At 66.3% G+C, this 13472-nt stretch carries 15 protein-coding genes and 1 riboswitch; of the genes, 3 read left to right on the top strand and 12 right to left on the bottom strand.

Annotated elements, in window-relative coordinates; genetic code table 11:
- Positions 1–60: 60 nt before the first annotated feature.
- The 3 genes from ctaD to QU595_RS03845 form a co-directional block, all read right to left on the bottom strand.
- Complete coding sequence (ctaD, locus tag QU595_RS03855; RefSeq protein WP_315919288.1) at positions 61–1710, bottom strand: cytochrome c oxidase subunit I; 1650 nt, start codon at positions 1708–1710, stop codon at positions 61–63.
- 35 nt (positions 1711–1745) lie between these two features.
- Entirely contained in the window at positions 1746–2612 is an 867-nt protein-coding gene (gene coxB / locus QU595_RS03850) for a cytochrome c oxidase subunit II (RefSeq protein ID WP_315919287.1), read from the bottom strand.
- Positions 2613–2700: 88 nt separating this feature from the next.
- Positions 2701–3039, bottom strand: a complete 339-nt coding sequence (locus QU595_RS03845) for a hypothetical protein (RefSeq protein ID WP_315920771.1) — start codon at positions 3037–3039, stop codon at positions 2701–2703.
- On the opposite strand from QU595_RS03845, the gene QU595_RS03840 reads away from it, so the two are divergent.
- Both QU595_RS03840 and tldD read left to right on the top strand, forming a co-directional pair.
- On the top strand, positions 3002–3532 hold the full coding sequence (locus tag QU595_RS03840) for an invasion associated locus B family protein (protein WP_315919285.1): 531 nt from the start codon (positions 3002–3004) through the stop codon (positions 3530–3532). The genes QU595_RS03845 and QU595_RS03840 overlap by 38 nt on opposite strands.
- A gap of 84 nt (positions 3533–3616) precedes the next feature.
- Positions 3617–5029, top strand: coding sequence for a metalloprotease TldD (gene tldD / locus QU595_RS03835; protein ID WP_315919284.1), 1413 nt, complete (start codon positions 3617–3619; stop codon positions 5027–5029).
- A gap of 23 nt (positions 5030–5052) precedes the next feature.
- On the opposite strand, the gene QU595_RS03830 is transcribed toward tldD, so the two are convergent.
- From QU595_RS03830 to QU595_RS03790, 9 genes are all read right to left on the bottom strand, one after another.
- A complete protein-coding gene (locus QU595_RS03830; RefSeq protein ID WP_315919283.1) occupies positions 5053–6294 on the bottom strand; it encodes a class I SAM-dependent RNA methyltransferase in 1242 nt (413 codons plus the stop codon).
- A complete protein-coding gene (locus tag QU595_RS03825) occupies positions 6291–7055 on the bottom strand; it encodes a TlyA family RNA methyltransferase (protein WP_315919281.1) in 765 nt (254 codons plus the stop codon). The genes QU595_RS03830 and QU595_RS03825 overlap by 4 nt, the downstream gene beginning before the upstream one ends.
- 39 nt (positions 7056–7094) lie before the next feature.
- Positions 7095–7391 carry a hypothetical protein gene (locus tag QU595_RS03820; protein WP_315919279.1) on the bottom strand — a complete coding sequence of 99 codons (297 nt, stop codon included), beginning with the start codon at positions 7389–7391 and terminating at the stop codon, positions 7095–7097.
- 167 nt (positions 7392–7558) lie between these two features.
- Positions 7559–9475: a 1-deoxy-D-xylulose-5-phosphate synthase gene (gene dxs, locus QU595_RS03815; protein ID WP_315919277.1), complete on the bottom strand. Its 1917-nt coding sequence runs from the start codon at positions 9473–9475 to the stop codon at positions 7559–7561.
- Between the two features lie 78 nt (positions 9476–9553).
- Positions 9554–10474, bottom strand: a complete 921-nt coding sequence (locus QU595_RS03810) for a pirin family protein (protein WP_315919276.1) — start codon at positions 10472–10474, stop codon at positions 9554–9556.
- Between the two features lie 16 nt (positions 10475–10490).
- Positions 10491–10883, bottom strand: coding sequence for a type II toxin-antitoxin system VapC family toxin (locus QU595_RS03805; RefSeq protein ID WP_315919274.1), 393 nt, complete (start codon positions 10881–10883; stop codon positions 10491–10493).
- Positions 10880–11134 (bottom strand): type II toxin-antitoxin system prevent-host-death family antitoxin, encoded by a 255-nt coding sequence (locus tag QU595_RS03800; protein WP_315919273.1) that lies wholly within the window; start codon positions 11132–11134, stop codon positions 10880–10882. The genes QU595_RS03805 and QU595_RS03800 overlap by 4 nt, the downstream gene beginning before the upstream one ends.
- Before the next feature lie 58 nt (positions 11135–11192).
- The gene (locus QU595_RS03795) at positions 11193–11444 is read right to left on the bottom strand and encodes an exodeoxyribonuclease VII small subunit (RefSeq protein ID WP_315919272.1); all 252 of its coding nucleotides are present in this window, start codon (positions 11442–11444) and stop codon (positions 11193–11195) included.
- A 3-nt stretch (positions 11445–11447) separates the two neighbouring features.
- Positions 11448–12374, bottom strand: coding sequence for a histone deacetylase family protein (locus tag QU595_RS03790; protein WP_315919271.1), 927 nt, complete (start codon positions 12372–12374; stop codon positions 11448–11450).
- Between the two features lie 118 nt (positions 12375–12492).
- Positions 12493–12673, top strand: a riboswitch (cobalamin riboswitch).
- A 41-nt stretch (positions 12674–12714) separates the two neighbouring features.
- Between QU595_RS03790 and bluB the strand changes: the two genes are divergently transcribed.
- Entirely contained in the window at positions 12715–13443 is a 729-nt protein-coding gene (bluB, locus tag QU595_RS03785; protein ID WP_315919269.1) for a 5,6-dimethylbenzimidazole synthase, read from the top strand.
- The last annotated feature ends 29 nt before the right edge of the window (positions 13444–13472 follow it).

The raw sequence follows: 13472 nt of genomic DNA, 5'->3' as shown, positions 1-13472 counted from the left end.
TCCGCCGGAGCTGTGCCGGGACCGCCGCGGACGACGGTCCCGAATTCATGCAAGGTCGCCCTACTTGATGCGGGGCAGCTGCTCCCACTGGTGGAAGGGCGGCGGCGACGAAAGCTGCCATTCCAGCGTCGTGGCGCCCTCGCCCCACGGATTGGCGCCGGCCACCCGCTTCTTCAGGAAGGCGTCGAAGACGCCGTACAGGAAGATCAGCACGCCGACGGCGGAGATGTAGGAACCGATCGAGGAGATGTGGTTCCAGCCGGCGAACGCGTCCGGATAGTCGATGTAGCGGCGCGGCATGCCGGCGAGGCCGAGGAAATGCTGCGGGAAGAACACCAGATTCACGCCCACGAACATCACCCAGAAATGGGTGTTGGCGATGGCCGGCGAGTACATGTAGCCGGTCATCTTCGGGAACCAGTAGTACCAGGCCGCGAAGATGGCGAACACGGCACCCAGCGACAGCACGTAGTGGAAGTGCGCGATCACGTAATAGGTGTCGTGCAGCGAGCGGTCGAGGCCGGCATTGGCGAGCTGGACGCCCGTGACGCCGCCGATGGTGAACAGGAAGATGAAGCCGAGCGCCCACAGCATCGGCGGCTTGAAGCTGATGGAGCCGCCCCACATGGTGGCGATCCACGAGAAGATCTTCACGCCGGTCGGCACCGCGATGACCATGGTGGCGAAGACGAAGTAGCGCTGCGTGTCGAGCGACAGGCCGGTGGTGTACATGTGGTGGGCCCACACGACGAAGCCGACCGCGCCGATGGCGACCATGGCGTAGGCCATGCCGAGATAGCCGAAGATCGGCTTGCGCGAGAAGGTCGACACGATGTGGCTGACGATGCCGAAGCCCGGCAGGATCAGGATGTACACCTCGGGGTGGCCGAAGAACCAGAACAGGTGCTGGTAGAGGATCGGGTCACCGCCGTTTTCCGGCACGAAGAAGGAGGTGCCGAAATTGCGGTCGGTGAGCACCATGGTGATGCCGCCCGCCAGGACCGGCAGCGAAAGCAGCAGCAGGAAGGCGGTGATCAGCACCGACCAGGCAAACAGCGGCATCTTGTGCAGCGTCATGCCCGGCGCGCGCATGTTGAAGATGGTGGTGATGAAGTTGATCGCGCCGAGGATGGAGGACGCGCCGGCGATGTGCAGCGACAGGATCGCCAGGTCGACGGCAGGTCCCGGCTGGCCGGACGTGGCCAGCGGCGGATACATGGTCCAGCCGCCGCCATGGCCCCAGGCGCCGGGTGCGCTCGGCACGAACATCGAGGTCAGCAGCAGGATGAAGGCCGGGGGCAGCAGCCAGAAGGAGATGTTGTTCATGCGCGGGAACGCCATGTCCGGCGCGCCGATCATGATCGGAACCATCCAGTTGGCGAAACCGCCGATCAGGGCCGGCATGACCATGAAGAAGATCATGATCAGGCCGTGGGCGGTGGTGAAGGCATTGTACATGCTCTTGCCGGCGTCGATGGATTCGTCGGCGCCGACGCCGTAGACCATCTGGGCAAGGCCGTTGAAGATCTGGATGCCCGGCTCGGCCAGTTCCCAGCGCATCAGCACGGAAAGCCCGCCGCCGATGAGGCCGGCGAAGATCGCGAAGATCAGGTAGAGCGTGCCGATGTCCTTGTGGTTGGTCGAATAGACCCAGCGTGTCCAGCCCGTTGGCTTATGGCTGTGGTCGTCGTGAGCTGCCGCGTGCGCCATTTTCCGCTCCGTTCCCTATTCTTGCTTGGCCGTACTCAGTTGCCGGCGGCCGCTACCTTGTTGGTACCATCGACCTCGGCCATGAGCGCCTTGTTGGCTCCGGGGAGATCGGTCTTGGCCGCTGCTAGCCACGTTTCATACTGCTTTTCGGAGACGACCCGGATCGCGATCGGCATGAAGGCGTGATCCTTGCCGCAGAGCTGCGAGCACTGGCCGTAATAGAGGCCTTCCTTCTCCGCCTTGAACCAGGTCTCGTTGATGCGGCCCGGCACGGCGTCCATCTTGATGCCGAAGGCGGGCATGGCGAAGGAGTGGATGACGTCCGCCGCCGTGACCAGCACGCGCGTCATGGTATTCACCGGAACGACCATCTCGTGGTCGACCGCCAGGAGACGCGGGTAAAGCGCCTTGTCCTGCTTGCCGAGGCCGGCGCGGTCGCCTTCCTCGAGAATCGCCGAGTTGAAGGAAAGCGGCTTGTCGACCTGGTATTCGTAGTCCCAGTTCCACTGGTTCGCCGTCGCCTTGACGGTGAGCTTGGCTTCCTCGTTCGGCGTGTATTGGGCGGTGAGAAGCTGGAACGACGGCACGGCGATGAACAGCAGCACCACGACCGGCCCGACGGTCCAGATCACCTCGATCAGCGTGTTGTGGCTGGTGCGCGAGGGCGTGGGGTTGGCCGAGGCCCGGAACCGGACGATGCAATAGGCCAGCAGCACCAACACCAGGATGGTGATCGGGACGATGAACCACAGCGTGTAATGCTCGAACCAGGCAATCTGACGCATGATGCCGGTGGCCGGCGGCTGGAAGGTCATCTGCCACTCCACCGGTTGCGCAGCATGCGCGGGAACCCCCGCCAAGTAAGCCGCCGCGGCGCCGGCACCTGCAAAAATTTTCTTCATCGCCCTCATCATCTCCCAGTTCCCCGCGAACTCGCCGCAAGAATACAGAACAGCGCCGGAATGGGAATCCCGAGCGGTCCAAGGTGGTTCAAACCACACTCTCATTCGCGCTGCAAGGAAGGAGCACCGGAAATCGTGCGGCATTTTTGCGCGCGGTCAAAGTATGGACGCCACAGACATGCAAAGGAGGCGATTCGCCTTGCAGCCGCCGTGACCGCAACAGCCACGGGGCGCGATCGTCCGGCTCGGGGCCGTCCGGCAGCGAAAACCTGTCCAAACCGTTGGAAAAACCGCATTGTCGCCGCAGTCGCGGCCGATTGAGCGCGCGGGCGCGCTTTCCCTCGGCTATGGCCGGGCTTAAAGTGCCGTGATTCGCGAATGGAGCCGTCATGAACTCTTGGGTTTCGAGAACCTTGGCGAAGGTCATCTTTCTCGCCGCCCTGTCCACAGCCGGCCTGGCTATTTCGGGCCCGGCGCAGGCCGCACAGCCGACCGGGACGGTGAAATCCACCCATGGCGCCTGGTCGATCATCTGCGACACGCCGGCCGGAGCCTCCGCCGAGCAATGCGTGATGATGCAGAACGTGGTGGCCGAGGACAGGCCGGAGATGGGCCTTTCGGTCGTCGTTCTGCGCACCGCCGACAACAAGGCCGAAATCCTGCGCGTGCTGGCGCCGCTCGGCGTGCTTTTGCCCAACGGCCTCGGCCTCAACGTGGACGGCAAGGACATCGGCCGCGCCTATTTCGTGCGTTGCTTCCAGGACGGCTGCTATGCGGAGGTGATCCTGGAGAAGCCGCTGCTCGACACGCTGAAGAACGGCAAGGCCGCGACCTTCATCGTGTTCCAGACGCCTGAGGAAGGCATCGGCATCCCCGTCGACCTGAAGGGCTTCGCAGAAGGCTTCGCCGCCCTGCCCTGAGCCGGCCCGGCCGGGGACGCATTGCCGAAGCGGCTTGCGGCGCCTACATCGGGGTGGATCCGTTTCTCTCAAGGACAGCGCGCCATGACCAGCCTGACCGGCCGATTCGACATTTCCGACGAACGCATCAAGCGCATCGTCGCCGACACGATGACCGGCGCCGACGACGGCGAACTCTATCTCGAATATCGCGAGAGCGAGGCGCTGATGTTCGACAATGGCCGGCTGAAGACGGCCAATTTCAACACCGACCAGGGCTTCGGGCTGCGCGCCGTGGCGGGCGAGGCCAGCGGCTACGCGCATTCCAGCGAATTGTCGGAAGCCGCGCTGCTGCGTGCCGCCGACGCGGTCTCGGCGGTCAAAGGCGGCCATTCGGGCACGCTCGCGGCCGCGCCGGCCCGCACCAACCGCCATCTCTACAGCGACGAGAACCCGATCCCCTGCCCCAGCTTCGAGGCCAAGGCGAAGCTCTTGCAGGAGATCGACGCCTGGCTGCGCGCCGAAGACCCGCGCGTGCGGCAGGTCACCGCCTCGCTCGCCTCCTCCTGGCAGCAGGTGGAGATCCTGCGCGGCGACGGCGAGATCGTGCGCGACATACGCCCGCTGGTGCGAATCAACGTGGCCGTGGTGGTCGGCGACGGCGACCGGCAGGAAAGCGGCTCCTACGGCATGGGCGGACGCGTCGGCTTCGGCGAGTTCCTGGCCGAGGACAGTTGGAAGCTCACGGCCAGGGAAGCGCTCAGGCAGGCGCTGGTCAATTTGGAGGCCGTGCCGGCGCCGGCCGGCACGTTCGACATCGTGCTTTCCAGCGGCTGGCCTGGCGTGATGCTGCACGAAGCGGTGGGCCATGGGCTGGAAGGCGATTTCAACCGCAAGAAGACCTCCGCATTCGCCGGGTTGCTCGGCCAGCAGGTGGCCGCCAAGGGCGTCACCGTCGTGGACGACGGCACCATCGCCGAGCGGCGCGGCTCGCTGACCGTGGACGACGAGGGCACGCCCTCGGGCCGCAACGTGCTGATCGAGGACGGCAAGCTGGTCGGCTACATGCAGGACCGCCTGAACGCCCGGCTGATGGGCATGCAGGCCACCGGCAACGGAAGGCGCGAGAGCTACGCGCACCAGCCCATGCCGCGCATGACCAACACCTACATGACCGCCGGCGAACACACGCCGGAGGAGATCATCGCCTCGGTGAAGAAGGGCATCTACGCCGTTTCCTTCGGCGGCGGACAGGTGGACATCACGTCCGGCAAGTTCGTGTTCGGCTGCACCGAGGCCTACATGATCGAAAACGGCAAGGTGACCAACCCGATCAAGGGCGCCATGCTGATCGGCAACGGGCCGGACGCCATGCACCGCGTCGCCATGGTCGGTAACGACATGAAGCTCGACCCGGGCATCGGCATGTGCGGCAAGGGCGGCCAGAGCGTGCCGGTCGGCGTCGGCCAGCCGCATCTGCGAATGAACCAGATGACGGTCGGCGGCACGCAGGTGTGATCGCGCACCACCAGCAAGAGGAGTCAGCGCCGCTTCCTCGGCTTCTCCAGCAGCGCCACCGCCTCGACATGGGGCGACCACAGGAACTGGTCGATCGGCGTCAAGCTCTTGAGAGCGTAGCCGCCGGCAAGGAGGATCGCCAGGTCGCGCGCCAGCGTGACGGGATTGCACGAAACGGCCGCGACGAAGGGAACGTCGGAACGCGCGATCTGCCTGGCCTGGTCCTCGGCACCCGCGCGCGGCGGATCGAACACCACGCCGTCATAGGCGGCGAGTTCCTTGAACGTCAGCGGCCGGCGGAACAGGTCGCGCTTCTCCACGGTGACGCGCTTCAGCCCGCTCGCCTGCCGGAAACCCCGGTCGAGCGCGGCGAGCGCTGCCGCATCGCCTTCCACGGCGTGGACTTCCGCCTTCGCGGCCAGGCGCAGCGCGAAGCTGCCGCAGCCCGAAAACAGGTCCGCGACGCGTCTGGCGCGCGCCATGTGCCGCCCGACGAGGCCGGCCATGGCCTGCTCCGCCTCCGACGTGGCTTGCAGGAACACGCCCGGCGGCGGATTGACCGCGACATCGCCGAACATCACCACCGGCTTTTTAGGCTCGACGACGATCTCGCCATCGACCGAGAGACGGGCCAACCCTTCCCGTATGACGAAATCGGCGGCAGCGCGGCGCTGCTTCTCCTCCATGCGGCCGGACCCCTGGGCGGCGACATCCAGCCCCGAGGCGGTGACGGTAACCGCCAGGTGGAAGGGCTGGCGCGTCGCGCAGACCAAACCCGCCAGCGTCCGTAACTTGTCCAGTGCCGAGACGATCCCCGGCAGGGTCACCGGGCACTCCTCCAGCGGGATGATCTCCGAGGACAGGTGCCGGTTGAAGCCGAGCAGCATGCCGGCCTCGGTGTGCCGTGCGGCGAAGGTGGCGCGGCGGCGCGTGTGCGGCTGGCAGGCAATGATGCCACCGACTTCACAGGCGATGCCCTTCGACTTCAACGCCTGCACGACGCGCTCGCGCTTCCATTGGCGATAGGCCTCCTGCTCCATGTGCTGGAGCGCGCAGCCGCCGCATTCGGTGAAATGGCGACAGGCCGGCTCGACCCTGAGCGGCGAGGCTTCGAGCACGGCGATCAGCGAGGCGCGGTCCTTGTGCCGGGCGGCGGTGACGGTCTCGCCGGGCAGCGTGAAGGGGATGAACACCTCCGCGTTCTCGACGGGAGCGATGCCGTCGCCCTGCGCGCCCAGCCGTTGAATCGTGAAGCGCGTGCTCATCTGTCCTTCACCCCGCCCAGCAGGAATTCACGGTTGCCGTCGCCGCCTTCGATGGGCGACTGATGGAGGCCGAGTGTGCGCCAGCCGGACAGGCCGTCCAGCCACAGGCACAGGCGCGCGGCCACCCTTTCCGCCTCCGCCGGATCGCGCAGCAGGCCGCCCTTGCCGATCGCCTCGCGCCCGGCCTCGAATTGCGGCTTCACCAGCAGAACCGCCTTCGCTCCGGCCCTGGCCAGGGAAAGTGCAGGCGGCAGCGCCAGTTTGAGCGAGATGAAGGACACGTCGCAGACGACGAAATCCGGCACGCGCCCGCCGAGATCGGCCGCCGTGAGGTCGCGCGCGTTCAGCCCTTCGATGGAGGTCACGCGCGGGTCGGACGCGATGCGCGGGTGCAACTGCCCGTGACCGACATCGAGCGCGGTGACATGCATGGCATTCCTTTCCAGCAGCACCTGCGTGAACCCGCCGGTGGAGGCGCCGACATCGAGCGCCTCGGCACCTTCCGGATCGAAACCGAAGCGCTCCAGCCCGGCCACCAGCTTCAGCGCCGCGCGCGAGACGTATTCGCGGGCCGGATCGTCCACCGAGATGGCGGCATCCGCCGCGACGGATTGGCCGGGCTTCAAAGCCGCCGCGCCGTCGACGCTGACCGTGCCGCGCCTGACCGCATCGGCCGCGCGCGAGCGGCTGGCGAACAGGCCTCGGGCGACGAGCAGGTCGTCGAGCCGCTGGCGCGTGCTGGCTGGCTGGTTGGGCTTCATCGCCTCTCATTGGCGAAAGCCGAGGCGCAAGGCAACAGGTCAATACATCGTCCGGACCGGTGGCCGCTCCACGGCCGGCGCCAGACCGCCGCCGGCGATGGCCGCGTCTTCAGCCGAAAATGCGCCCTGCGGCGAGGTGATCGCGGGCGGAACGGGGAGGAAGGGAGAAACAAGCACCAGCTCTTGCGCAAAGGAAAAGCTGCCGCGAAGTTCGCCCATCTTGGCGGCGGCAATGTCGGCCGCCGCCTTTTCCAGCGCGCGGTCGTAGTTCGACCCTGCCGCCAAGGCTGCCGGTGCGGCACAGAACATCAGCCCTGCGCACAGAAATATTCTCATTTGTTCGTCTCCCTGTGCCTGTCCTGCTAGCAGGAAGGCATTGAGAAACGGCCAAGCGGAAGGGTAAGCAAAAGGCCAAACGCCAGCGTAAACAGCCGGTTAGCGTCGGCTTTGCACAATGCGAGTCCGGTGCTTCGCGCTCCCGGTCAAGCGCTTGAAGCGTTGAATCAGGCGCGCTGCTGGATTTCCGCGCCGCGCCCCAGCGCGGCGAACACCGTGCGCACGATGCCGGTCGAATCCAGGCCGGCGGCGGCATACATCTTTTCCGGCTTGCCGTGATCGGTAAACTCGTCCGGCAGCACCAGCGGGCGCACCTTGAGGCCGCTTTCCAGCAGGCCTTCATGGGCAAGGAAGTGCAGCACCTGGGAGGCGAAGCCGCCGATGGCGCCCTCTTCCACAGTCACCAGTACCTCGTGCGAGCGGGCGAGCCGGCGCACCAGATCCTCGTCCAGCGGCTTGGCGAAACGCGCGTCGGCCACGGTGGCGGAGAGGCCCGCGGCTCCAAGCTCCTCCGCCGCCAGAAGACAGTCGGCCAGCCGCGTGCCGAAGGAAAGCAGCGCGACCTTGGTGCCCTCCCTGACGATGCGGCCCTTGCCGATCTCCAGCGGCGAGCCGCGCTCGGGCAGGTCCACGCCGACGCCGTTGCCGCGCGGATAGCGGAAGGAGATCGGCCCCGCATCGTATTCGGCGGCCGTGCGCACCATGTGGCGCAGTTCGGCCTCGTCGCTGGCGGCCATCACCACGAAATTCGGCAGCGAAGCCAGGAAGGTGGTGTCGAAGGCGCCGCAATGGGTCGCGCCGTCGGCGCCGACATAGCCGGCGCGGTCGATGGGGAAGCGCACGGGCAGCTTCTGGATCGCCACGTCGTGCACGACCTGGTCGTAGGCGCGTTGCAGGAAGGTGGAATAGATCGCCGCGAAAGGCTTGAAGCCTTCGGTCGCCAGGCCCGCCGCGAAGGTGACTGCATGCTGCTCGGCGATGCCGACATCGAAGGTGCGGTTCGGGAAAACCTCGCCGAACAGGTCGAGCCCCGTGCCGCTCGGCATGGCGGCGGTGACGGCGATGATCCTGTCGTCTTCCTTCGCCTCGCGGATCAGGCTTTCGGCGAAGACATTGGTGTAGCTCGGCGCGTTGGCCGGGGCCTTGGCCTGCGCGCCGGTGATGACGTCGAACCGGTTGACGCCGTGATATTTGTCGGCGGCGGCCTCGGCCGGGGCGTAGCCCTTGCCCTTCTGGGTCACGACGTGGATCAGCACCGGGCCGCGTGCATTGTCGCGCACGTTCTTCAGCACCGGGACCAGATGCTCCAGATTGTGCCCGTCGATCGGGCCGATGTGGTAGAAGCCCATCTCCTCGAACAGCGTGCCGCCGGTCATGTAGCCGCGCGCGTGCTCGACGGCGCGGGTGATGGCACGGTCCACCCGGCGGCCGAGATAGGAAGTCAGCTTCTTGCCGATGTCGCGCAGGCCGAGATAGGCGCGCCCCGAGGCCAGCCGCGCCAGATAGGCGCTCATGGCGCCGGTGGGCGGGGCGATCGACATGTCGTTGTCGTTGAGGATGACGATGAGGCGCGCGTCCAGCGCGCCGGCATTGTTCAGCGCCTCGAAGGCCATGCCGGCCGACATGGCGCCGTCGCCGATGACTGCGATGACGTTGTTGGAGCCGCCGGCGAGATCGCGCGCCACCGCCATGCCGAGACCGGCGGAAATGGAAGTGGAGGAATGCGCGGCGCCGAAGGGATCGTATTCGCTCTCGTCGCGCTTGGTGAAGCCGGACAGTCCGCCTTCCTGGCGCAGCGTGCGGATGCGGTCGCGGCGGCCGGTGAGGATCTTGTGCGGATAGGCCTGATGGCCGACGTCCCAGATGATGCGGTCGGCCGGCGTATCGAACACATAGTGCAGCGCCACGGTCAGTTCGACCACGCCGAGCCCGGCGCCCAGATGACCGCCCGTCTGCGAGACGGCGTCGACCAGTTCGCTGCGCAGTTCGGCGGCAAGCTGCGGCAGGTCGCGCTCCCGCAGCCTGCGCAGTTCGGCCGGAATGCGTGCCTTGTCGAGGAGCGGCGTTTGAGGTTTCGAGTTCATGGCGGCAACCTGCCCAGAGCTTTTGTCAATGCCGGGCATAAGGCTCCGGGACATGAAAGTAAACGCGCAGCACCCCCATCAGTTTTCCGGAAGGGGGATGAATTCCTGCTCGTCGCCCGGAACGATGTCGAAACGGCCGGTCTTCCATTCGTTCTTGGCCTGCTCGATGCGCTCCTTCGAGGAAGACACGAAGTTCCACCAGATATAGCGCTGGGAACGCAGCGAAGCGCCGCCGAACAGCATGAAATGCGCCCCTTGCGCGGAAGACACGACGATCTCGTCACCCGGCTTGAACACCAGAAGCCGCGCTGCCGGAAAGCTGTCGCCCGATATGGTGACCTCGCCATCCAGCGTATAGATTGCCCGCTCTTCCGTCTCGGCGGGAATCTTCACCCGCGCGCCCGGTTGCAGCCGGATATCGGCATAGAGCGTATCGGAAGCGACCCGGACCGGCGAACGCAGGCCCCGGAAATCGCCGATCACCACGCGGCCCCTGACGCCCTCGGCATCGATCACCGGAAGCTCGGCGCGGCCGGTGTTCTCGAAGACAGGCGCGACCTCCTCTGCGCCGTCCGGCAGGGCGAGCCAGGTCTGGAGCCCGGAGACGGACATGGGCGCGCCACGCAATTCCTCGGGCGTGCGTTCGGAATGGACGATGCCGCGGCCGGCCGTCATCAGGTTCACGTCGCCGGGCTCGATCACCATCTCGGTGCCGAGTGAATCGCGGTGCCTGATCTTGCCGTCGAACAGGTAGGTGACCGTGGCCAGCCCGATATGCGGGTGCGGGCGCACGTCCAGCCCCTGCCCCGCGCGCAGCAGCGCCGGTCCCATCTGGTCGAAGAAGATGAAAGGGCCGACCAGCCGCCGCCTCGCGGTCGGCAGGGCGCGGCGGACCTGGAAGCCGTCGATGTCGCGCGCATTCGGCACCACCATCAGCTCGATCTGGTCGCAGGCCGAGGCGTCGCCGAGGACGGGATCGTTTCCGGGAAAGAAGCTCATGGTCAGATCTCCAGCGTCATGGCCAGGTCAGGATGCCCACATCATAGCGCGTCAGATGGCGATCGAATGTCACAAACTGCATGTTCTCCATGATCGCCTGGGCCAGCATCAGCCGGTCGAACGGGTCGCCATGCAGCAACGGCAATCGTTCGACGAAAGCGGCATGGGATGGTGTGACGTCGAGGAAGCTGAAGCCAGCGGCCTCAAATTCGGCGATGGCTTCATAACCTGACAGCGGCGGGGCGTCCGGCCGGCCAAGCAGATGCTTGATCGCTATCTCCCACACCGCGACGGCAGAAACGAAAACATCCGGATATGCTTGTCTGAGGAGGAGATGGAGATTTTCAGGGATTCGCTCTGGCGCACTTGTCGCCCAGATGGCGACGTGGGTGTCAAGCAGAAGCCTCACTTCTCTTCTTTGCCAAGAAACATTGCCGCGACCTCGGCATCCAATGCCTGAAATTTCTCGTAATCGAACGGCGGATACTTGCCGCGCGCGAGCCCCAGCCGAAGTTTTTTCTTCGCTCCGGCAATCGGCACCAGCCGCGCGGCCGGCTTGCCGTTGCGCGCGATGATGATTTCCTCTTCAGCCCCGCTTTCGACCGCCTCGACAAGCTTGGAGAGCGATGTCTTGGCCTCGAGCATGTTGACCATTGCCATGGCGGCCTCCTTAGCCAAGCCTGGCTAAGTATAGGTCGGGCGACCGGCCCTTTCAACCTCACTCCCCGTCGAGCGGCTCCGTTCCGGCCGGCTTGCCGTCGCGCGCGAGGCGGATCTTCTCCACCTTGTCCTCGGCGGCCTTGAGCAGCCGGTCGCAATGGGCCTTCAGCGCCTCGCCGCGCTCGTAGATGCGGATCGACTGGTCGAGCGGCACGTCGCCGCGCTCCAGATCGTCGACGATCTTCTCCAGCGCTTCCAGCGCCTGCTCGAAGCTCATCGCCTTGACGTCTTCGTTGGCTTGCCCGTCCATTTCCTATCCTTTCATAAGCCGGCCGACATGGGCCGCCACCGAAAACGCCAGACCCTGGAGGTCGTAGCCGCCTTCCAGGAGGCTGACGAGGCGGCCGCCGCTGTATCGCTGCGCCAGGTCCATCACCTGCCCGGTCGCCCAGTCGAAATCCTCTTCCGTCAGGTCGATCTCGGCCAGCGGGTCGCGATGATGCGCGTCGAAGCCGGCCGAGACGATGACGAGATCGGGCCGGAACGCGTCCAGCGCCGGCAGCACGCGCGAGGAGAACGCGTCGCGGAACATCTCCGTGCCGGTACGCGGCGCAAGCGGCGCGTTGACGATGTTGCCCGCACCCGTCTCCCCCTTCGCCCCGGTGCCCGGATAGAGCGGCATCTGGTGCGTCGAACAATAGAGCACCGTCGGATCGTCCCAGAAGATGTCCTGCGTGCCGTTGCCGTGGTGCACGTCCCAATCGACGATGGCGACGCGCTCGGCGCCATGCTTCCTCTGGGCATGGCGGGCGGCGATGGCGGCGTTGTTGAACAGGCAGAAGCCCATGGGCGTGGTCTTCTCGGCGTGATGGCCGGGCGGACGGGAGGCGACGAAGACGTTGTCGGCACGGCCCTCGAACACGTCGTCCACGGCCGCGTTCGCCGCGCCGATGGCGGTCAGCGCCGCCTCCCAGCTCTTCGGGCTGGCGACGGTATCGGCGTCGATCGGCGTCATGCCCGTCTCCGGGATCGCCGCGCGGATGCGCGCGACGTGGCTTTCGGGATGCGCGTAGAGGATCGTGGCCTCGTCGCCCAGCGGCGACTGCACGCGGTCGAGCGCGGAAAAGGCCTCGTCGTCCAGAATGCGTTCGATGGCCCGCAGCCTGTCCGGCCGCTCGGGATGACCGGACGGCGTGATGTGCTCAAGATAGATCGGATGGGTATAGAGGCGGGTGGTCATTGGCCCATTCTAACAGCAATAGCCGGCATGGCCACGCGGCACACGCCGAAGCATGGGGAAAATCCTGGCGACGTCGCGGCATGTCGGTATCGGGATGCAATTTTGCAAGCGCCGCGCTATGGTGCCGCCACTGTCAGGTGCCCGCCTGCGGCGGGAGAATCGGGAACACGGTTGAAGTCCGTGGCGCGCCCAGCGCTGTAAGGGAGACCGCCGGCAAAGGCCACTGTTCGCGGGAACGGGAAGGCGCCGGGGCGGGACGAACCCAAGCCAGAAGACCGGCCTGAGCAGGATAGCCACCCGCATGGACGGGCGGGTGGCGTTCCGATCGCAGGGGAATGCGATGAATCTTGCCGCCCGCCAACAGGACAATGCCGATAATTCGTTTGCCGATGCCGACCGCGAGGCCGTCTACCGCGCCATCTTCACGCGCAGGGACGTGCGCAGCCAGTTTCGCGACGGCGAGATAGGCGACGCCGTGCTGGCGCGCCTGTTGGCGGCAGCCCACCATGCGCCGTCGGTGGGCTTCATGCAGCCATGGAATTTCATCGTCATCCGCGACATGGCGCGCCGCCGGGCCGTGCGCGACCTGTTCCTCGCGGCCCGCCAACAGGAACTTCCGCACATGGCCGAAGACCGGCAGGCGCTCTACCGCCAGCTCAAGCTCGAAGGAATCTGCGAAAGCGCGCTGAACCTGTGCATCACCTGCGACCGCCGCCGCAGCGCCGATTCCCCTCTCGGGCGCTGGCACAACCCCCAGATGGACCTCTACAGCACCGTTTGCGCGGTGCAGAATTTCTGGCTGGCGGCGCGCGCCGAAGGCATCGGCGTCGGCTGGGTCAGCATTCTGGATGCGGAAGCGCTCAAACGCCTCCTCGAAATCCCCGATCCGGTGGCGCCGGTCGCCTATCTGTGCGTCGGCCACGTTTCGGAATTCGCGCGGCGCCCGGACCTGGAGCAGGCCAGATGGCGAGGCAGGCTGCCGCTCGGCGACCTCATCATGAGCGAAACCTACGGGGGCGAGGGCGAGGAAACGCTCAAGGCCGCCGCGGCCGGCAATCAGGTCCCGTAGCGGCCCGGACCTGTTCGCGGCGGCCGCCG

The organism is Mesorhizobium sp. SP-1A (genome assembly GCF_032460275.1).
Taxonomy (GTDB): domain Bacteria; phylum Pseudomonadota; class Alphaproteobacteria; order Rhizobiales; family Rhizobiaceae; genus Mesorhizobium.
The sequence above is the reverse complement of the archived record's forward strand: the minus strand, read 5'-3'. Positions and strand labels throughout refer to the sequence as shown.

Bases quoted from the DNA above. Each gene is read 5' to 3' on its own strand.
- QU595_RS03795 (WP_315919272.1), bottom strand. From the start codon at position 11,444: ATGGACGGGCAAGCCAACGAAGACGTCAAGGCGATGAGCTTCGAGCAG.
- QU595_RS03790 (WP_315919271.1), bottom strand. From the start codon at position 12,374: ATGACCACCCGCCTCTATACCCATCCGATCTATCTTGAGCACATCACG.
- QU595_RS03825 (WP_315919281.1), bottom strand. From the start codon at position 7,055: ATGAAGCCCAACCAGCCAGCCAGCACGCGCCAGCGGCTCGACGACCTG.
- QU595_RS03830 (WP_315919283.1), bottom strand. From the start codon at position 6,294: ATGAGCACGCGCTTCACGATTCAACGGCTGGGCGCGCAGGGCGACGGC.
- QU595_RS03845 (WP_315920771.1), bottom strand. From the start codon at position 3,039: ATGACCTTCGCCAAGGTTCTCGAAACCCAAGAGTTCATGACGGCTCCA.
- QU595_RS03820 (WP_315919279.1), bottom strand. From the start codon at position 7,391: ATGAGAATATTTCTGTGCGCAGGGCTGATGTTCTGTGCCGCACCGGCA.
- coxB (WP_315919287.1), bottom strand. From the start codon at position 2,612: ATGAAGAAAATTTTTGCAGGTGCCGGCGCCGCGGCGGCTTACTTGGCG.
- ctaD (WP_315919288.1), bottom strand. From the start codon at position 1,710: ATGGCGCACGCGGCAGCTCACGACGACCACAGCCATAAGCCAACGGGC.
- QU595_RS03840 (WP_315919285.1), top strand. From the start codon at position 3,002: ATGAACTCTTGGGTTTCGAGAACCTTGGCGAAGGTCATCTTTCTCGCC.
- QU595_RS03800 (WP_315919273.1), bottom strand. From the start codon at position 11,134: ATGGCAATGGTCAACATGCTCGAGGCCAAGACATCGCTCTCCAAGCTT.
- bluB (WP_315919269.1), top strand. From the start codon at position 12,715: ATGAATCTTGCCGCCCGCCAACAGGACAATGCCGATAATTCGTTTGCC.
- tldD (WP_315919284.1), top strand. From the start codon at position 3,617: ATGACCAGCCTGACCGGCCGATTCGACATTTCCGACGAACGCATCAAG.
- dxs (WP_315919277.1), bottom strand. From the start codon at position 9,475: ATGAACTCGAAACCTCAAACGCCGCTCCTCGACAAGGCACGCATTCCG.
- QU595_RS03810 (WP_315919276.1), bottom strand. From the start codon at position 10,474: ATGAGCTTCTTTCCCGGAAACGATCCCGTCCTCGGCGACGCCTCGGCC.